The 19,009-nt window shown below is 71.2% G+C and carries 16 protein-coding genes; 5 read left to right on the plus strand and 11 right to left on the minus strand.

The window, feature by feature from the left end; genetic code table 11:
• Window positions 1–36 precede the first annotated feature (36 nt).
• Window positions 37–2,259, plus strand: coding sequence for a glycoside hydrolase family 3 N-terminal domain-containing protein (locus AB0D85_RS16180; RefSeq protein WP_362320372.1), 2,223 nt, complete (start codon window positions 37–39; stop codon window positions 2,257–2,259).
• Here the strand turns inward: AB0D85_RS16180 and AB0D85_RS16185 are convergent.
• The 6 genes from AB0D85_RS16185 to AB0D85_RS16210 all read right to left on the minus strand — a co-directional run bounded on the left by AB0D85_RS16185 (window position 2,223) and on the right by AB0D85_RS16210 (window position 11,526).
• Window positions 2,223–3,101 carry a carbohydrate ABC transporter permease gene (locus AB0D85_RS16185; RefSeq protein WP_362319790.1) on the minus strand — a complete coding sequence of 293 codons (879 nt, stop codon included), beginning with the start codon at window positions 3,099–3,101 and terminating at the stop codon, window positions 2,223–2,225. The two genes, AB0D85_RS16180 and AB0D85_RS16185, sit on opposite strands and share 37 nt — an antisense overlap.
• Window positions 3,098–4,081, minus strand: a complete 984-nt coding sequence (locus AB0D85_RS16190) for a sugar ABC transporter permease (protein ID WP_362320375.1) — start codon at window positions 4,079–4,081, stop codon at window positions 3,098–3,100. Before AB0D85_RS16190 ends, AB0D85_RS16185 begins: the two co-directional genes overlap by 4 nt.
• Before the next feature lie 26 nt (window positions 4,082–4,107).
• On the minus strand, window positions 4,108–5,478 hold the full coding sequence (locus AB0D85_RS16195; protein ID WP_362319792.1) for an extracellular solute-binding protein: 1,371 nt from the start codon (window positions 5,476–5,478) through the stop codon (window positions 4,108–4,110).
• A gap of 166 nt (window positions 5,479–5,644) precedes the next feature.
• Window positions 5,645–6,271, minus strand: coding sequence for a peptidyl-prolyl cis-trans isomerase (locus AB0D85_RS16200; protein WP_362319795.1), 627 nt, complete (start codon window positions 6,269–6,271; stop codon window positions 5,645–5,647).
• Window positions 6,268–10,533, minus strand: a complete 4,266-nt coding sequence (locus tag AB0D85_RS16205) for an NEW3 domain-containing protein (RefSeq protein WP_362319798.1) — start codon at window positions 10,531–10,533, stop codon at window positions 6,268–6,270. The genes AB0D85_RS16200 and AB0D85_RS16205 overlap by 4 nt, the downstream gene beginning before the upstream one ends.
• 108 nt (window positions 10,534–10,641) lie before the next feature.
• Complete coding sequence (locus AB0D85_RS16210; RefSeq protein WP_362319801.1) at window positions 10,642–11,526, minus strand: MurR/RpiR family transcriptional regulator; 885 nt, start codon at window positions 11,524–11,526, stop codon at window positions 10,642–10,644.
• A gap of 161 nt (window positions 11,527–11,687) precedes the next feature.
• On the opposite strand from AB0D85_RS16210, the gene AB0D85_RS16215 reads away from it, so the two are divergent.
• Complete coding sequence (locus AB0D85_RS16215; RefSeq protein WP_362319804.1) at window positions 11,688–12,464, plus strand: SIS domain-containing protein; 777 nt, start codon at window positions 11,688–11,690, stop codon at window positions 12,462–12,464.
• 44 nt (window positions 12,465–12,508) lie between these two features.
• Window positions 12,509–12,955 (plus strand): GNAT family N-acetyltransferase, encoded by a 447-nt coding sequence (locus AB0D85_RS16220; RefSeq protein ID WP_362319807.1) that lies wholly within the window; start codon window positions 12,509–12,511, stop codon window positions 12,953–12,955.
• Window positions 12,956–12,966: 11 nt separating this feature from the next.
• Here the strand turns inward: AB0D85_RS16220 and AB0D85_RS16225 are convergent, their stop codons facing one another.
• From AB0D85_RS16225 to AB0D85_RS16240, 4 genes are all read right to left on the minus strand, one after another.
• The gene (locus AB0D85_RS16225) at window positions 12,967–13,737 is read right to left on the minus strand and encodes a polysaccharide deacetylase family protein (RefSeq protein WP_362319810.1); all 771 of its coding nucleotides are present in this window, start codon (window positions 13,735–13,737) and stop codon (window positions 12,967–12,969) included.
• A 270-nt stretch (window positions 13,738–14,007) separates the two neighbouring features.
• Window positions 14,008–15,066, minus strand: coding sequence for an LLM class flavin-dependent oxidoreductase (locus AB0D85_RS16230; protein WP_362319813.1), 1,059 nt, complete (start codon window positions 15,064–15,066; stop codon window positions 14,008–14,010).
• Window positions 15,066–15,572, minus strand: coding sequence for an SRPBCC family protein (locus AB0D85_RS16235; protein WP_362319816.1), 507 nt, complete (start codon window positions 15,570–15,572; stop codon window positions 15,066–15,068). The genes AB0D85_RS16230 and AB0D85_RS16235 overlap by 1 nt, the downstream gene beginning before the upstream one ends.
• 84 nt (window positions 15,573–15,656) lie before the next feature.
• Window positions 15,657–16,157: a helix-turn-helix domain-containing protein gene (locus tag AB0D85_RS16240; protein WP_362319819.1), complete on the minus strand. Its 501-nt coding sequence runs from the start codon at window positions 16,155–16,157 to the stop codon at window positions 15,657–15,659.
• Between the two features lie 148 nt (window positions 16,158–16,305).
• On the opposite strand from AB0D85_RS16240, the gene AB0D85_RS16245 reads away from it, so the two are divergent.
• Window positions 16,306–17,007, plus strand: coding sequence for an SDR family oxidoreductase (locus AB0D85_RS16245; protein ID WP_362319821.1), 702 nt, complete (start codon window positions 16,306–16,308; stop codon window positions 17,005–17,007).
• Between the two features lie 53 nt (window positions 17,008–17,060).
• Entirely contained in the window at window positions 17,061–18,458 is a 1,398-nt protein-coding gene (gene lpdA, locus AB0D85_RS16250; RefSeq protein ID WP_362319824.1) for a dihydrolipoyl dehydrogenase, read from the plus strand.
• A 30-nt stretch (window positions 18,459–18,488) separates the two neighbouring features.
• On the opposite strand, the gene AB0D85_RS16255 is transcribed toward lpdA, so the two are convergent.
• On the minus strand, window positions 18,489–18,917 hold the full coding sequence (locus tag AB0D85_RS16255; protein WP_362319827.1) for a VOC family protein: 429 nt from the start codon (window positions 18,915–18,917) through the stop codon (window positions 18,489–18,491).
• Window positions 18,918–19,009 lie beyond the last annotated feature (92 nt).

Here is a 19,009-nt window from a genome sequence, read left to right on the forward strand (position 1 = left end):
CCCCTCGACGCCCGCGTCAGCGACCTCCTCTCCCGGATGACCCTCCGTGAGAAGGCCGGCCAGCTCAACCAGCGCATGTACGGCTGGGACGCCTACCGCCGGACCCCCGACGGCGGCTACGAGCTCACCGACGCCCTGTATGCCGAGACCGACCGCTTCGAGGGACTCGGCGCCCTCTACGGGCTGATGCGAGCCGACGCCTGGTCCGGTGTCGGCCACGGCGGCGGACCGGGCGCCCAGGACAGCGCGGCGCTCGCCGAGGCGGTGCAACGGCATGTCGTGGAGCGCAGTCGCCTAGGCATCCCCGCCCTCTTCGTCGAAGAGGTCCCGCACGGCCACCTGGCCCTGGACGGCACGGTCCTCCCGGTCAACCTCGCCGTCGGCGCCGGCTGGGACCCCGCACTGTACGAACGCGCCGCCGCGCACGCCGCCGCCGAACTACGGGCCCGCGGCGGCCACGTGGCCCTCGTCTCCGCCCTCGACATCACCCGCGACCCCCGCTGGGGGCGTACCGAGGAGTGCTTCGGCGAGGACTCGTACCTGGCGGCGAGGCTCACCGAAGCACTCGTCCGCGGCATGCAGGGACCCCCCGCCGACCGTTTCTCCGCCGACAAGGCCCCCGTCGTCCTCAAGCACTTCGCCGGACAGGGCGCCACCGTCGGCGGCCGCAACTCCGCCGAGTCCGAACTCGGCCCGCGCGAACTGCACGACATCCACCTCCCCGCCGCCCAGGCAGGAATCCGCGCCGGCGCCGCCGCCGTCATGGCCGCCTACAACGAGGTCGACGGCCTGCCGTGCGCGGGCAACCACGCCCTGCTCACCGGACTCCTCAGGGGCAGGTGGGGGTTCGAGGGTCTGGTGATGGCCGACGGACTCGCGGTCGACCGGTTGGCCCGGATCACCGGTGACAAGGTCTCCGCAGGCGCCCTCGCCCTCAACTCCGGCGTGGACCTCAGCCTCTGGGACGACGGTTTCACCCATCTTGAGGAGGCCGTCGGGAGGGGGCTCGTCGAGGAGTCCGTCCTCGACTCCGCCGTCGCCCGCGTGCTGAGGCTCAAGTTCCGCCTCGGACTCTTCGAGCCGCCAGAAAGGCCAGAAGGGCCGGAACGGCACCAACAGCCGGGCAGCCGCGCCCAGTTGCCATCCCCCGCACAGGGCCGCGCGCTGAGCACCGACCTGGCCCGCGCCTCGATCACCCTCCTCCGCAACCGCGCGGGCCTCCTCCCCGTCCCCCCGGCCACCTCCCGCATCGCCGTCCTCGGCCCCCAGTCCGCCACGGTGGCCCACCAGTCGGGCGACTACACGGCCCCACAGCGCCCCGGCACCGGTACCAGCGTTCTCGACGGGCTACGACGGCTCGCCCCGCCCGGCGTCGACATCCGGCACGCCCGCGGCTGCGCCCTGACCGGCGACGACCTCTCCGGCATCCCCGAGGCGGTCGCCGCGGCCGCCGGCTCCGACCTCGCCGTGCTGGTGCTGGGCGGCAGCAGCGCCCGTACGACCGGGACGGACTTCGCCGCCAACGGGGCCGCGGCCACCGCCGCTTCGCACCTGACCTGCGGCGAGGGCGTCGACCTCGCCGGACTGGGGCTCGGCGGGGCGCAGTACGCGCTGCTGGACGCCGTCGTGGCGACCGGCACGCCCACGGCCGTGGTCCTGGTGCAAGGGCGCCCGCATGTCGTGCCCGACACCGCGGGCGCCCTGCTCACCGCCTGGTACCCGGGCCCCTGGGGCGGCGAGGCGATCGCCGAGGTGCTGTTCGGGCTGGCCGAACCGCGCGGCCGGCTCTCCGTGTCCGTGCCGCGCTCGGTCGCCCAACTCCCGGTGTACTACAACCACAAGGACACCGAGTACGGCGGCTACGTCGACGAGAGCGCCGAGCCGCTCTTCGCCTTCGGCCACGGGCTGTCGTACACGAGCTTCGCGTACGGCCCCCCGCGCACGGACGGCCGTACCGTCACCGTCGACGTCACCAACACCGGTGCGCGGCAGGGCCGTACGGTCGTGCAGGTCTATCTCCGACGGCTGATCACCACCACCTGGCCGCGCACCCTCGAACTGTGCGCGTTCGAGGGCGTCGACCTGGTCCCGGGCGAGCGCCGCACGGTCACCCTGCGGCTCGGCGCCGATCTCACCGGCACCGCCGCCGCGGAGATCCGGGTCGCCGAATCCGCGCGGGACGCGCTCACCGCCGTACCCGTTGTCCTGCCCGTCACCGCCCGTCAGAGCTTTACGGCTCCGGAGGACACACCCTTGTAGAACCACCGCTGGGTGATCACGAAGAGCAGCAGCACCGGGACGATCGAGATGACGGAGCCGGCCATGACCACCCGCTGGTCGTAGCCGAAGGACGAGCTCTGCAGCCGGGACAGGCCCAGCGTCAGTGTCATGTGGTTCTCCGAGCGGAGCACGATCAGCGGCCAGAGGAAGTCGTCCCAGGCGCTGATGAACGTGTTGATGACCACCACCGTGATCGCGCCCCAGGCGGAGGGAAGGTAGAGGTGGCGGAAGCGCTGCCACTCGCCCGCGCCGTCCAGCATCGCCGAGTCCTCGATCTCACGCGGGACCGCCAGGAACGCGCCGCGCATCAGCAGGACGTTGATCGCTCCGACGAACCCGGGCAGCCACACGCCGACCAGGTTGTCGACCAGGCCCAGGTCGCGGATGCTCAGGAACAGCGACACCATGATCGACTCGAAGGGGAACATCATCGAGGCGACCAGCACCACCCAGACCGCCCTGCGGCCCTTCCAGCCGGGCTTGGAGAGCATGTACCCCGCGGTGGTGGAGAACACCAGCTGGCTGGCGATGGACAGGGCGACCACGATCAGGCTGTTCCTGATGTACGTGGCCACCGGGACCTGTTCGAAGACCTCGCGGTAGGCGCGCAGGGTGGGATGGCGCGGGAGCAGGGTGGCGTTCGCGCCGAAGACGTCCTCGCCCGTGCTTTTCAGCGACGCGAGCAGCTGCCAGAGCAGCGGGCCCACGGTGAGGCCCAGAATGAGCAGCAACAGCAGGTAGCGGACGACGAGTTCGCGGGGGCGGCCGTAGTCCCGCCAGCGGGGCACGAGGCGCCGGGGCCTCCGGACTGCGGTCGTCATGCCTCGTCCTCCTTCGTCAGGCGCTGGGCGAGCAGGGTCAGGCCGAGGGTCAGCACGAACAGGGCGACGCTGACCGCCGAGCCGTAACCGGCGTTGCCGGTGAGCGGGTCCAGGCCGACGTCCCGGATGTAGAAGGGCAGGGTGCGGTCGGCGCCGCCGGGGCCGCCGGTGGAACTGCCCAGCATGTAGATCTCGGTGAAGACCCGGAGCGAGCCGATGCCGGTGAGCGTGCCGACCAGCATCATGGCGTGCCGGACACCCGGCATGGTGATGTGCCAGAAGCGGCGGACCGCGCCGGCGCCGTCCATGGCGGCGGCCTCGTGCAGCTCCTTCGGCACGTTCCCGAGCGCGGCCAGGTAGAAGACCATGTACCAGCCGAGGCCCTTCCACAGGGTCAGCCCCATCGCCGACAACAGGATCAGCCAGGAGTCGGACAGGAACGGGATGGCGGACCTGATCAAGTGGGCCTTCTGCAACCAGGTGTTGACCAGGCCGTCGTCGGCCAGCAGCCACTGCCAGCTCAGGCCCACCACCACGCTGGAGGCGAGCACCGGCGTGTAGAAGGCGGAGCGGAAGAAGCCGATGCCGGGGAGGTTCTTCTCCACGAGCACGGCCAGCATCAGCGGCAGCAGCACCATCAGCGGGACGACGACCACCGCGTAGAGGATGCTGTTGCGGGTGGCCAGCCAGAAGTCGGAATCGCCGAGCATCCGGGTGTAGTTGTCGAGACCCACGAAGCCCGCGGCACCGCCGAGCGGCTTGGCGTCGGTGAACGACAGCAGGAGGGTGTTGAAGAAGGGGAACACGCCGAAGACCACGGCGCAGACGATCGCGGGCGCGGTCCACAGCCACGGCAGCCACCAACGGCGGTACAGAGCGGCCCCGTTGGCGCCCGGGGCGGGGCCGGGCAGCAGCCTTCGCAGGCGGGAAGGGGCCGTGCCCGGTGCGGCGGCGGTCCGCTCCGCCCCGGGCACGGACACCGGACGAGCGGTCTCGGTCGCCACCCTCAGCCCGCCTGCTTCAGCAGCTCATCGGCCTTGTCCTGCGCGTCCTTGACGGCCTGCTCGGGGCTCTTCTTGCCCTGCATGGCCAGCTGTACCTGGGCCACGATCGCGTTCTGCACCGCCGGGGAGAGGTTGGTCTGGTAGGCGGTCGCGGTCTTCAGCTGCTCGGCGACCAGCTTGCGGGCCTGTGCGAACGGGTCGTTCCCGGAGACCTTCTGGAAGAACGGGTCGTCCAGTGACGCCGTGGTCGTCGGGAAGATCACGACGTTCGGATCCTTGCACCAGGCCGTCTGGTTCTCGGCGTTGGTCAGGAACTCGGCGAACGCGAGCGCCACGGGCGCGTGCTTGCTGGTCGCGGCGACGGATATGTACTGCGGGGCACCGGTGGTGTGGCCGAGCGCGTCGAACGGCTGCTGACCCACGCCCGTCTTCGCGTAGACCGACGGGCTGTTCTGCTTCACGAAGCGCACGAAACTCGGGTTCGTGGAGCCGTAGGCCACCTTGCCCTGGCTGTACAGCGTGGACGGGTCGTTGCTGGAGGACAGCGAGTCCTTGGGCATCGCGCCCTCCTTGTACAGCTTCGCCATCCAGGCGACCCACTGCACAGTCCTCGGATCTTTCGCGAAGACGGCGGACTTGCCGTCGTCGGAGAGGGTCTTGATGTTCATCTGGTCGAAGTCGGCCGGGATCCGCCAGACCGGGTTCGCCATCGTCGCGTAGAACGTGCCGCCGGCCGCCTTGGCGATCTTCTCGTAGTCGGCGAACAGGCCGAACACCGTCGTCGGCGGCTTCGCCGGGTCCACCCCGGCCTTCGTCAGCAGATCGGTGTTGTACGTCAGCACGATGCCGCCCGTGTACCAGGGGAGAACCGTGTGGACGGTCGCGCCCGAGGAGTCCGTCATCGTGCTCGACTTCCAGAACGCGGGGACGAACGGCTTGGCGGCGTCCGGGTCCTTGACGCCCAGGTCGAGGAGGTAACCCGCCTTGGTGAGGGCCGTGGCGGTCTCCGAGTTGAGGTTGACGACGTCCGGCAGGGTGCAGGCCTGGGCGTCGGCGACCGTGCGGGTGGTGAATGTGTTGTCACCGGGGTCGTCGATCCACTTCACCTTCGCTCCGGCGTGCGCCTTCTCGAAGTCCTTGATGACCCCGTCGAAGAACGCACCGAAGTCTTTCTTCAAGTTGGTGGTCTGGAAGGTGATCTGGCCCTTGACGTCCCCGGTGAGCTTCCCGGAGCCGACGTTCCCCTTGTCGACCTTGCAGCCGCCGGCCGTCGCGTCCCCGTCCCCGGAGCCGCCCGACAGTCCGCAGCCCGCGGCCGTCAGGGCGAGGACGAGAACGCCCGCCACGGATCCGGTCAGTCTCTTCGCACGCATGGTTGCCCTCCTGCGGCCGTTCAGATGCCGATGTGGCTGGTTCGCGCCACCCGTTGCTGGTTCAAATCACCAACTTGGACTTCGGTTGATGAAAAGGTGGACCAGAATTCATCGGAGGTCAATGGCTTGCGTGTTGCGTTTCGGTTCCGGGCGCCGTGAGGAGGGCTCAGTGCCGGTGTTCGTGGTCCGGATGCGCGGGGTCGCCGGGGTGCTCGTGCCCGGCCGTGTACTCGACGCCGGCCCGCGCTCCGTCCAGCCAGTCGAAGAAGGCCAGCCGTCCCCGCGCCCGCCGCAACTCCCGCATCACGTCGTCCCGTACCCGCTCGTACGGCTGGAAGTCCCCGGCATCCGCCGTCGAGAAGGGGTCGACCCCGCGCCGTAGCGCGTCCTTGGTGAGGAAGCGGTCCCGGTTGCGGACGTAGTAGTCCCGAACGGTCTCCTCCGGCACCCGCTGTTCGGCCTCCAGAGCGGCCAACAGGGCACGGGCGGCGGGGGAGTGGGCGAGGGCGACCGCCACGATGCTGCCCAGGTCGGCGACATCGGTTCCGGACACGGCCGGCACCCGCTCCGGGGACACCTCGGCAGGCGGTGCGAGACCGCGCTCCACGCAGGCCCGGCGCGCGAGTTCGTCGGTGACGACGACCTGGGTCGCCCATCGCCGACGCTGCCGTTCGGCCCGCGCGAAAGCCTCCGTGCGGGTCTCCACGTCCCGTGCGGGTACGGCCGCCAGCAGCGCCTCCACTCGCTCCACCGGAACCGTCTCCCCGCCCACCACGGCCGCGTGCTCGCTCACGGCGTCACCTCCAGAACGATCGCCTCGGTGTAGGCGACACACCCGTGCCAGCCGACCTTCGCCATCAGCCAGTACGACCCCGGCGGCACCGCCGAGGCGTCCACCTCGATCCCGCACTCCAGCGACTCCCCGGCGCCCACCGTGAACCCCTGGCAGCCCGGGGCGACTCCGGCCCAGGTGCCCCACGGCGACACCGCCCAGAGCGTGCCGTCGACCGGCCCCCGGGTCGTGTTCCGCAGCAGGACCGGGACCGTCGCCCGCTCACCCCGTCGCACGCCGACCCGCCCGACTCCCGGACGGGACACGAGAGTCCGTCCGTCCGGCTCGCCCTCCGGTACGCTCCCCGGCACGTCGAGGGCGACCACGTCCTCGTACGCCTGCCCGTCGCGGGTGAGCCGCGCGGCCAGCCAGTGACGGCCGGGTGGCGCGTCGGGCGGCGGGGTGACCGTGACCTCGGTGAAGGTGAAGCCGCCCGGACCCAACTCGTAGGGCAGCAGGGCGGGTTCGGCCGCCCAGCCGGGCGGGGGGCGGAAGCGGACGGTGCCCGAGGCCGGTGCGTCGGTGAGCTCCGAGGAGATCCGGACCGTCGCGGTGACGGGCCCCGAGGCGGTGAGCGCGGCCGGCGCGAGACAGACGGTGACGGGCAGATTGCCGCGTGGTGCGGGCCCGGAGTTGTGCAGCCAGTACCGGGTGAAGACCGGCTGCGCGGGCTCGTGCGCGGCGACACCGGGACCGCCTTCGGAGTGCCGCCCGTCCTCGGGAGTCGCCAGCAGGGTGGCCACCTCGAAGCCGGTGAGCTCGAACTCCAGCCCCTCGCCGACGGGCGCCAGCCGCTGCCCCGGCGTTTCCAGTACGTCGGCCCGCGCGGCCTCCGCCCACGGCCGAGGTCCGGCCACCCGGGCCCGCACCGGCCGCCCGTCCACCTCGTGCAGCCGTACGACGACCCCGGCCGCCGGATCCGCGGCCGCCACGCTCCCGCGTGCCAGGGGCGAACCGATCGGCTTCAACGCGTCGAGCAGCACCCGGCCCTCGGGCTCCAGGGAGAGCAGGGTCGCGGTGCGCGGCAGAGACCCGGGATGCTCGGCGGGCCGCCTGATCCGTGCGGTGAGCGGGCGGTTGTAGGCGTGCCCAGCCCGCGGCAGCCCCAACTCCCGCCAGTCGCCCGCGCCCGCGACGACCGCGTACTCGAACGTGTGCGACCAGCGCTGGAGTTGGAAGCCGGATCCGTCGGGTGCGGTACGGCGGGGCGGGTCGACCCAGATGCCGGAGGGCCAGCCGGTGCAGGACCGCATCAGGGACATGTGGAGATCGCCGGAAGAGGTGACCACACAGCCGGGCGTCCCCCGGTTCAGGACGGCGAAGCTGCGGCCGTCCCAGGCGTCGTCGGGCGGGAGCGCCTCGTCGCTTCCGGGGGCCGTGGCCCGTACGACCGCGTCGTCCAGGTCGGCGATCAGCGCGTCGACCGCCTTCGCGTCGTCCGCGGCCCGGGCGCCGGCCACCACGAGCAGCGGCAGCCGCTCCGGGCCGCGCAGGTCGGCGCCGGGCACCCACTCCTCGCGCAGGGAGGCACGCGGCGCCACCCACACGGACGCCAGCCCGCCCCCGGCCAGCTGACGGTTCAGCTCCCGCGCCGCCGCGGGGTCCCGGCCCAGTGCCTCGGCGACCATCGGGTTGCGGTCCGGGCCGCCGACGGCGATGCGGATGTCGGGGAGGTTGGAGTCCACCTCCAGGTCGCCGTAGCGCGGGCCGCCCGCGATCGTCGAGGTCGCCGTGACACCCGCGCGGACCAGGGCCGCCGCCAGTGGGGTGCCCAGCTCACCGGCGATGTCCCAGTCGGGGTGGACGAGTTCGGCGACCCCGATCGCCCGGTGGCCGAGCAGCCGCCCGGTGCCGTCGTGCACGGCGACGCGGGCCGTGGATCCCAGGCCGAACCAGGTGTTGGCCGGATTGTCGAGCGTCCACGGGAACCGCTCGCTGTCCACCTCCACGAACCCGAACCCGCGCCCGATCACCGCGTCCGCGACCTCGTGCACGGGCAGCCCGCCCCGCACGTCCGAGGGCCAGCGCACCCGGATCAGCCGGTCGGCGCCGTCGTACCCGTCGACGGTGGTCGTGACATCGAGCCGGTCGACGCCCGTCCAGAGCGTCAACCGCTGTGTGTACCGGAGGAGCCCGAGGTCGCCGCGGACGGTGATCCGCGACCCGGCGGGGGAGTGCTCGACATCGATGTCGGCGGTGACGTCCCGACTCCGCGCGACGGTCGTTCCGGTGGGGGTGAGATGCCAGGGCCCTTCGCCGAAGCGCGGATGCCGTGGGTACTCCTCCTGTACGACCAGTTCGTTGCCGATGTCCCCGGGGCGCAGCACCTCCCGTCCGCCCTCGGTGAGTCTGCGCAGTTCCGAGACACCGCCTCCGCGTGCGGGATCGACGGCGACCTCGTAGAACTCGTTGCGGATGGTGAGTCCTTCGCCCGGGGTCCAGCGGGGCGCCGAACCCTTCGCCAACGAGAGGGCCTTGAGCCCCATGCCGGGTACGTCCGGGACGACGACCCGGAGGCGATCCTCCTCGCGTACGGCGGGCAGGGGGAGGCCGGTGTCGTCCAGCGGGACCAGGCCCTCCGGGGCGTCTACCGTGAGCACGTCCCGCCGTTGCCAGGTCGCGGAGTTGAAGACGACCAGGTCCGGGGCGCCGCCGGGCGCTCCGGCGACCTCGCGGGCCAGCGCGTCGGTGGCATCGGTGTGGACGGTCCCGGCAAGGTCGTACAACTCCCGCCAGCCGGTGAGGAGATCGATGTACACCTGGTCCGACTCCGAGCCGGTGATGGCGTCGTGGTGGGCGCCGTAGACCAGCTGCCGCCAGGCCTTGTCGAGGGCCGCGTCGGGATACGGGTGCCCGGTGACGAGCGAGGCCAGGGTCGCCCAGGCCTCCGCGTCGGCGAGCAGCGTCTCGCCGTACCGCTGGGCCTGCTTGGTGTCGATGTAGGAGACGTCCTTGCCGGTGTAGACCGGGTTCATGTCGCGCGTCTGCGGCGAGGCCTTGTGCCCCTCGGCCGCCAACTCGGCGCGCACGGCGGCGAAGAAGTCCCGGGGGACGGCGCTGACGAAGCGCGGCCAGACGTACCGCTCGTTCCAGTCGCGGTGGATGCCCATCACCCAGCGGCACGGCGGCGCGTAGTCCCCGCCGACCGGCAGCAGCACGTTCCTGGTGAGCGCGACCTTCTTGAGCCCCCGGAATAGCTTGAACGCGGCCGCCTCCGCCTCGGGCAGGGTGGGTGCGTTGTCGATCGCCCAGCCGGCGCCGTAGTGGTTGACCATGTAGGCGGTCAGCAGTCCGCGACCCGAGGGCGCGATCCAGCTGAACTCGGCCGGGAACTGCATGCGTCGGGGATCGCGTGGCTCTTCGCCGAAGACGGAGAGGGTCGGCCCCCACTGGTGGAACGGTCCGCGCGCCCAGGAGCTGGACGTGATCCCGGCGTCCGCCATCAGCCCCGGGAACTGCGGATCGTGCCCGAACGCGTCCAGCTGCCAGGCGGTCTCGGGTGCCGCGCCCATGATCCGGCGCTGGAAGCCGTCACCGTACAGGGCGTTGCGTACGGTGGCCTCGGTGCCGGTGAGGTTGGTGTTGGGCTCGTTGTAGGTGCCGCCCATGATCTCGACGCGGCCGGAGCGGATCAACTGCCGCAGAAAGGACCGCTCCTCGGGGAAGGCGTCCCAGTAGGGCTTGAGGTAGTCGACCTCGGCGAGCACGAAGGTGTAGGCCGGGTCGCGCCGGGCCAGGTCGCAGTGGGCGCGCACCAGGCTCATCCCGGACTGGCCGCGCGAGTCGAAGGTGCGGGCGGGCAGACCGGTGACGGCGGGGTCGTCGGCGACGTCCCAGGTCTCGGTGTAGGCGGCCTGGGTGTTCCACCAGACGGGGTCGTAGTGGAAGTGGCTGACCATGAACATGGTCCAGCCCGGTTCGGCGGCCGTGAACTCGGCGGAGTGGCGCAGGAGTTGACCGGTGCCGGTGTCCTCCACGGTGACCGTGACGGCGCGCCGGTCGCCGGGCGCGAGCGACTCGGCGGCCACGGGGACCTCCGCGCGTACCGTTCCCTCCGGGCCGATCGTGGCACGGTTCTCGCCGACGCTGCGGACCTCCGGCCCCTCGACGGTCAGCAGTACCGGGCGGCCCGGAGCGTGCTCCACCTCGACGACGACTACTTGGTGCGGCTGCTGGGCGGTGCCGGTGAAGAGCTCGGTCGACTCGACAGAGATGACGCGCATGAGACTCCCACGAGTGCTCGGCGGAGCCCCATCCTGGCATCGAGGGGTGGTTCAATCAACCATGAACATTGTTCATTGATGGTTCATCCATGCGGCCGCAGGCCACGATCAGCGCGACCGCCGGGACTTCACCGCGTGCTCTCCGGCGATGTGGTCGGTCAACGCCAGTGAGGCACTGGCCCGTTGGTAGGAGAGCTGGGCCACCCGGACGTACAGGCAGTCGATGAGCACCAGCACCGAGTGGCGGGCGCCGATGATGCCGGTGGGGAAGCTGGTCTCCGAGGTGGAGGAGACGAGCCGGATGTCCGCGGCCCGGGCGAGCGGTGAACGCGGGTCGGCGGTCAGGGCGATGGTGGTCGCACCGCGCTCCTTGGCCGTCTCGAACGGCTCGATCGTCTCGCGGGTCGCCCCGGAGTGGGAGATGCCGATCGCGACGTCGGCCGGGGTGAGCAGCGCGGCGGAGGTGGCCGCCGCGTGCACCTCGGTCCAGCCGCGCACCGAGCAGCCGATCCGGAACAGCCGGGTCTCGGTCTCCTGCGCCACCGCGCCGCTGCCGCCCACGCCGTAGACGTCGATCCTGCGCGCCCTGGCCATGGCCTGCGCGGCCCGCTCGACCGCGTCCAGGTCGATACGGTCGATCGTCTGCTGGACGGCCCGCAGGTCCGCGGTGCCGACGACCTTCACCACCCGCTCCAGGCTGTCGTCCGGGGAGATGTCCGGACCGATCTCCGCCGTGCCCCAGTCGGAGACCTCGCCGCGGCCCCGTTCCTGCGCCAGCGCGATGAGCAGATGCTGGTAGGAGTCGAGGCCGACGGCCCGGCAGAAGCGGGTCACGGTCGCCTGGGAGGTGCCGGTGCGGCGGCCCAGCTCCGCGGCCGAGCAGTGGGTGACGGCGGCCGGATCCTCCAGGATCAGCTCGCCGACCTTCCGCAGGGAGCCGGCCAGGCGCGGCAGCTCGGTGCGGATCAGTGTGGTGACGTCGGTCGAGGGCATGAGGAGAAGGTATCAGCCACCGTTTGAGTCATCCGGTGAATACCAGGACCAGAGCGACGCGCCATTGCACCGCGCCTGGAGTGCGTGATTTATTGATTCATCGATAGGTGCGTATGTGGGGTGGTTCAATCCACCGTTGTCCGTCAGTGGGGAGTGAGTGCGTGTCCGTCCAGTCCGCCAGCGGGTCCGTCAACGCCGAGCGCTTCGCGCGCGAGGGCCTGACCGTCCTCCACCGCCTCACCGAGTCCGCCCGCGCCGACGTGACCCGGGCCGCCGGACTGATCGCCGACTGCGTCCGTGCCGACGGGGTGATCCAGGCCTTCGGCACCGGCCACTCCCAGGCCATGGTCCTCGAAGTCGCCGGCCGCGCGGGCGGGCTGGTGCCCACCAACCGGATCAGCATCGCCGACCTCGTCCTCTACGGCGGCGCACCCCCGAGCGTCCTCGACGACCCGCTGCTCGAACGCGAGCCGGGCGTCGCCGCCCGCCTCTACGACCTCGCCGCCCCGCAGCCCCAGGACCTCTTCGTCGTCATCTCCAACTCCGGGGTGAACAACGTGATCGTGGAGATGGCCCTGCACGCCAGGGAACACGGCCACCGGGTCCTCGCCCTCACCTCCCTCGCCCACACCCGGGCGGTCCCGGCCGGCCACCCCAGCGGCAGGAAGCTCGCCGACCTGGCCGACGTGGTCCTCGACAACGCGGCCCCGCCCGGCGACGCCCTCCTCGAACTCCCGGGCGGCGGCGCGGTCTGCGCCCTGTCCACGCTGACCGGGGTCATGCTCGTCCAGATGGCGGTGGCCGAGGCGGCCGGCCTCCTGCTCGCCTCCGGCGACCGGCCCCCGGTCTATGTCTCGGCCAACGTGCCCGGCGGCTTCGAGGGCAACCTGGAACTGGAGAAGCGGTACGCGGGACGGATCAGGCGGACGGCGAGCTGATCAACTCCCCTTCCGTGAACGGCAGTCACGGTAGATTCGGTCAGGTGAACGATCCCGGTGTCATCATCCGCGCCGCCACCCGCGCCGACTCTTCCGACGTCTACCGCCTCCTGACCGGGTTCGTGACGAGTCACCGCCCCGACCGCGCGGTCTTCGACGGGACCACGTTCCCGCGGATCATCGAGGCCGCCGAGGCGGGCGGTGCCGAGTTCCTGGTCGCCTCGCAGGGCGCACGGGTGGCCGGATACGTCCTCGCCGTACGCATGCCCACCCTGTTCGCGGGCGGCACGGTCCTGGAACTGCTGGAGCTCACCGTGGACGCCCCGTTGCGCGGCCGTGGCACGGGCTCCGCACTGATCCGGGCGGTGCAGGCGCGGGCGAAGGAGGCGGACGACGTGGAGGTGACCGTTCCCACACGCCGGGCCGCCGTGTTCTACCGCGCCCTGGGATTCCACGAGACCGCCGCCTACCTCAAGTGGCCCACGGCCTGAGGGATACGACCTCAGCGCACCGGGAAGCCGAAGGAATACCCCTGTTCCTTCAGCCAGGGCAGCACCTCGCGCAGTGCGGCCACGGTCTCGGAGCGGTCGCCGCCGGCGTCGTGGAAGAGGATCGTCGGGCCGTTGGGCAGCTCGTTCTTGACAGTGGTGACGATGGTGGCCGTACCGGGGCGCTCGAAGTCCTTCGAGTCGACGTTCCAGCCGAGCGGCCGCATACCGTGCGAGGCGGCGAGCTTCCTGCTGTACGGGGTGAAGGCGCCGCCCGGGGCACGGTAGTAGAGCGGCCGTACGCCCCCGGACGCCTCGGTGATCATGCGCTCGGCGTCGAGGATCTCCTTCGACTGGTAGGCCTCGGACTTGTGGTCCATGGTCGTGTCGTGCGACACCGTGTGGTCGCACAGCCGGTGCCCGGCCGCCACCACCGCCTTGACCAGGTCGGGGTGTGCCTGAGCTTCCGGCCCGATCATGCAGAACGTGGCCTTGACGCCGTACTCCTTCAGTACCTGAAGCACCTGGGGCGTCCACACGGGATCCGGTCCGTCGTCGATGGTGATGTTCACGCCCCGGGCACCCCGGTCCGAGGCGTGCGCGATCAGCTCCGACACAGGGGCCACCTTCGCAACGGAGTGGCGCGCCGAAGTCCCCGCTTGTGTATGCCCGTTGACGGGGCCGGCCTGTGCGGTCCACAGCGAGGCGGCCACGGCCAGTCCCGCGACCCCGACCGCGGCCGCGATCACCTGGCCGTACCAACCCCGTCCGCCGTGCCGCGCCATGTCCGCCCCGATCCTTGTCGTTCCGTCGATCCCGTGCACTCGTGAGGACGGATGACGGCGGGCGTCGGATCCATCCGTTACCGATCACGGACAATTCCGCGAGAGTTCTGCGACAGGCTCTCTGCGTTTCCTTTAACGCCCGGCGGGGCGAACGGTGTTGGACGTGCCGGAACAACCCGGAACAACATGGACGGGAACAACGCGGAGGGGAGCGGCCGGTTGTCCGGCCGGTCGACTCCCGGGTACGGCGGCCTCGACGGCGTCGCGGGCTCAGGCGGCCCCGTCGACCTCCCGGACCAGCTCGATCGCCCTCGCCAGTGTGGTCAGCCGGTCCTCCAGGGTCTCCCCGGCCGGATAGAGGCGGACGGTGTCGACACCGGCGTCGCGCCAGACCCCGAGCCGCTCGCGCACCATGGCCTCCGTGCCGATCAGCGTCGTACCGAGCACCATCTCGTCGGTCACCAGGGCGGCCGCGCCGTCCCGGTCGCCGCCCTGCCAGCGTTCGCGCACCTCGGCGGCGACCTCGGCCCAGCCCTGGCGGCTGTAGGCGTTGTTGTAGAAGTTGGTGGACGACGACCCCATCCCGCCGAGGCTGAAGGCGAGTTCCTTCCTGCGTCCGGCGACCATCGCGCCGAGCGCCTCCTCGTCGGGCGCGAAGGCGACCTCGGCGCCCTGGCAGACGTCCAGGTCCGCGCGGGTACGGCCGGCGCGGGCCAGGCCCTCGTCGAGATGGGCGAAGTAGGCGTCGCCCGCGCCCTCGGGCACGAAGCTGGTCCCCAGCCAGCCGTCGGCGACCTCGCCGGTCAGCCGCAGCATCGCGGGGGACAGCGCGGCCAGGTAGACGGGGATGCGGTGCTCGGCACGCATCGACAGCCGCATCGGCACGGCCTCGCCGCCGGGCAGCGGGAGGGTGAACTCGGCGCCGGAGTAGGCGAGTCGGCCGCCGTCGACCACCCGTCGAACGATCTCCACCGTCTCGCGCATCCGCCGCAGCGGCCGGGCGAACGGCACGCCGTGCAACCCCTCGATCACCTGCGGTCCGGAAGCCCCGAGGCCGAGGAGAAAACGGCCGCCGGACAGGTTGGAGAGCGTGATGGCCGTCTGTGCCACGGCGGTCGGGGTCCGGGTGCCCAGTTGCATGACACCGGAGCCGAGCAGCATCCGGTCGGTGAGTGCCGCGTAGTAGCCGAGCGCGGAGGGGGCGTCGGAGCCCCAGGCCTCGGCGACCCAGCAGACGTCCAGCCCCAGCTTCTCCGCCTCGACGACGAAGTCGGCCTGCCGGGACCAGTGTTCGCCGCCCGAGGCCTCGATCGTGGTGGCCGTCCGCATCACGCCTCCGCCCGCTGCTTGATCTGCGCGAGGGTGGCGGTGATGGCACGCTCGAACTCCCGCAGCCGTACGAACACGATCTTCTGTTCCTTGTCCGGCATCCGGTCGATCGCCACCGACAGCCCGGAACGCCCCGGCCCCAGCTGCATCCACTGCGACAGCTCGGTCCCGCCGCCCTCGGGACGGAGCCGGAACCGCCAGACCGCGGAGGGGGCCGCGGGGTCCTGCACGGCCCAGGCCAGGACCGACTCCGGCTCGTACTCGATCACGTGGGAGGTGGTCTCCCAGGTGCCGAACGCCTTGTGCTCGCTGCGGCCGACGAACCTGGCCCCCACCGCCGGGCCGGCGGCGCCGTCGAGCCAGGCGACGGACCGGAGTTCCTCGCTCATGCCCGGCATCAGTTCGATGTCGCTGACCAGGGCCCACACCTTCTCCGGCGGGGCGTCGATCCAGGTCCGCGCCTCGACCGTGGGTGTGTCCGCGTACCGCGCGCCCGTCCAGTCCAAGATCGTCCGCCTCCTCGCCGTCAAGGGGTCCGACCTTCAGAGTTGCGATATGAGACTCTGCCTGTCAAGAGGGAGCGCAGGTGCTCAGTCGGTGCCGAACCGCCGTCGGACGTCCGGGCGCCGCCCGAGCCGCTCGGGGTATCCGGGACCCATCCGCATCGAGGTCTCCTCGGACCGCAGCGGCGTCCGGCACTGCGAGCAGACGACCTCGGGTGTGGTGTCGTGGCCGCACGCCTCGTGATGGAACACCACCGGGACACCCTGCTCCCCGGCCAGCCACCGGTCGCCCCACGCGGACATCGCGGCGAGCACCGCGAACAGGTCCCGCCCCTTCTCCGTGAGGACGTAGTCGTAACGCGGCGGCTCGCTCTCGTACAGCCGCTTCTCCAGGATCCGCTCGTCCACCAGCAGGCGCAGCCGGTCGGTCAGGGTGTTGCGGGCGATGCCCAGTTCCCGCTGGAAACCGTCGAAGCGGCGGATCCCGTAGAACGCCTCCCGCACCACCAGCGGCGTCCAGTGGTCACCCAGCAGATCGACGGTCCGTGCGATGGAGCACGGCCACTCGGCGAACGACGTCCGTTTCATGTCCTTACGATAGGCCTACGAGAGCGAGTCTCACCGTGAAACCCAGCAGGCGGCGGGGTTTCACGGCGGTGGCGGGATGCGCGCGGCACGGGCACGGAAAACCATGAACTCCTGGACCGTGGCAAACCGTGAGACGAGGTGTCCGACGATGAGGATCGAGGGATCTGTCGCGCTGGTGACCGGAGCCAACCGGGGGATCGGACTGGCGTTCTCGCGCGCCCTGCTGGCCCGGGGCGCCGCCAAGGTGTACGCGGGCGTCCGCCGGCCGGAGGACTTCGAGGAACCCGGACCGGAACCGCTGCGCCTCGACGTCACCGACCTCGAACAGGTCGCGGCCGTCGCCCGGACGGCGTCCGACGCGAGCATCGTCATCAACAACGCCGGCATCCAGGCCGGGCCGGGCCTGCTGGAGGAGGGGTCCCTGGACGGCGCGCGCCGCGAGATGGAGGTGAACTACCTGGGCACCTGGGCCGTCTCCCGGGCCTTCGCGCCGGTGCTCGCCGCCCATGGCGGCGGTGCCCTGGTGAACATGCTGTCCGTGGCCTCGTGGCGCTCCACCGAGCGGTTCCCCAGCTACGCCGCGTCGAAGGCGGCCCAGTGGTCGCTGACGAACGCCCTGCGGGTCGCCCTGCGGGAGCAGGGGACGCTGGTCGTCGGCGTGCACGTCGGCTGGGTGGGCACCGACCTCACCGTGGGGATCGACGAGCCGAAGTCGGATCCTGCCGAGGTGGCCGCACAGACCATGGACGCGATCGAGCGCGACGAGCCCGAGGTGCTCGTCGACGACACGTCCCGTCGGGTGCGTGCCGCGCTGTCCGGGCCCCTGGACCTCCTCTACCCGAGCGCCTGACCGTGCGACGGTGGACCCTGGAGAACGACTCGACACAACGGTGAGGTGGAGCGATGCAGACCGACTTCGACGTCGTCGTCCTGGGAGCCGGGCCGGGCGGCTATGTGGCCGCGATCCGCGCCGCTCAGCTGGGTCTGCGCACCGCCATTGTGGAGGCCCGTTTCTGGGGTGGCGTCTGCCTGAACATCGGCTGCATCCCGGCGAAGGCGCTGCTGCGCAACGCCGAGGTCGCCCAGCTGATCCAGCACGACGCGGAGAAGTTCGGCGTGAAGATCAGCGGTGCGGTGAGCCTGGACTACCGCGCCGCCTACGAGCGCAGCCGGGTGGTCGCCGACGGACGGGTCAAGGGCGTCGGCTACCTCATGCGCAAGAACAAGATCGAGCAGTTCGACGGGCAGGGCACCTTCCTCGACCCGCACACCCTGCAGGTGCGGATGCGGGACGGCGAGACGACGCTCTCCTTCCGCTCCTGCATCATCGCGACCGGCTCGACCGTGAAACTGCTGCCCGGTACGACCCTGGGCCGGCGCGTCGTCACCTACGAGGAGCAGATCCTCTCCGACAGCCTCCCGTCGAGCCTGGTCATCGCGGGTGCCGGGGCCATCGGCGTCGAGTTCGCCTATCTGCTGCGGTCGTACGGCGTCGAGGTCACCCTGGTGGAGTTCCTCGACCGGATCGCACCGCTGGAGGACGAGGAGGTCTCGGCCGAGCTCACCCGGCGTTTCAAACGGCAGGGCATCAACATCCTGACCTCGACGGCCGTGCGGTCCATCGAGGAGACCGAGCACGGCGTCCGGGTGACCGTCCGCAAGGGCGACACGGAGCAGGTCCTCGAAGCGGAGAAGGTCCTGCAGGCCACCGGCTTCCAGCCGCGCACGGCCGGCTACGGCCTGAGCGGCGCCGGGGTACGGCTCACCGAGCGCGGGGCCATCGACATTGACGGGCACTGCCGCACCAGCCAACCGCACATCTACGCCATCGGTGACGTCACCGCGAAACTGATGCTGGCGCACACCGCCGAGGCGATGGGCATCGTCGCGGCGGAGAGCATCGCCGGCGCGGAGACCATGGAGCTGGACTACCGCATGATCCCGCGCGCGACGTTCTGCCAACCCCAGATCGCCAGCTTCGGCTGGACCGAGGCCGAGGCGCGCGCCGAGGGCTTCGACGTGCGCGTGGCGAAGTTCCCCTTCACGGCCAACGCCAAGGCGCACGGCTTCGGTGACACCGTCGGCTTCGTGAAACTGGTCGGCGACACCCGGTACGGGGAACTGCTCGGCGCCCACTTGATCGGACCGGACGTGACCGAGCTGCTCCCCGAACTGACGCTGGCCCAGAAATGGGACCTCACCGTCGACGAACTCGCCAGGAACGTCCACGCCCATCCGACCCTGAGCGAGGCGGTCCAGGACGCCCTGCACGGGCTCGCCGGACACATGATCAACCTCTGACGGCGCCCTCCGGGGCACCGCCGGAGCCGGTTACGGCCGGATGTACGGCCGCGTCATGATCTCCATGTTGTGGCCGTCCGGGTCCTCGAAGTAGGCGCCCCGACCCCCGAACAGGCCGTTGATCCGGCCGGGTTCGGTGTGGTGCGGGTCGGCGTAGTACGTGACCCCGTCCGCTTCCAGCCGGGCGATCATGCCGTCGAACCGCTCCTCGGGCACGAGGAAGGCGTAGTGCTGCGACTGGATCGGCTCGTCACGCTTCTCGTAGTAGTCGAGCGTCACGCCGTTGCCGAGGTCGACGGGCAGGAACGGCCCCAGCGGGGTGCCGACCTCCAGGCCCAGGACCGCCGCGAGGAACCCGGCGGACCGGTGCCGGTCGCGGGCGTAGACGGCGGTGTGGTTGAGCTGGACGGCGGTTGCCGATATGTCGGAGTCGTGCGGGTGCTGCTGCTCAAGTGGCATGGGTGTCTCCGGTCTTGGGATCCGCTTGGATGAGGCGCCGCAGACGGGCGCCGGGGGAAGACGCGGAGAAGGCGGGCGGGCCCCTGGCCCGC

Origin of the sequence: Streptomyces sp. NPDC048277 (assembly GCF_040652235.1) — a bacterium.
Taxonomy (GTDB): domain Bacteria; phylum Actinomycetota; class Actinomycetes; order Streptomycetales; family Streptomycetaceae; genus Streptomyces.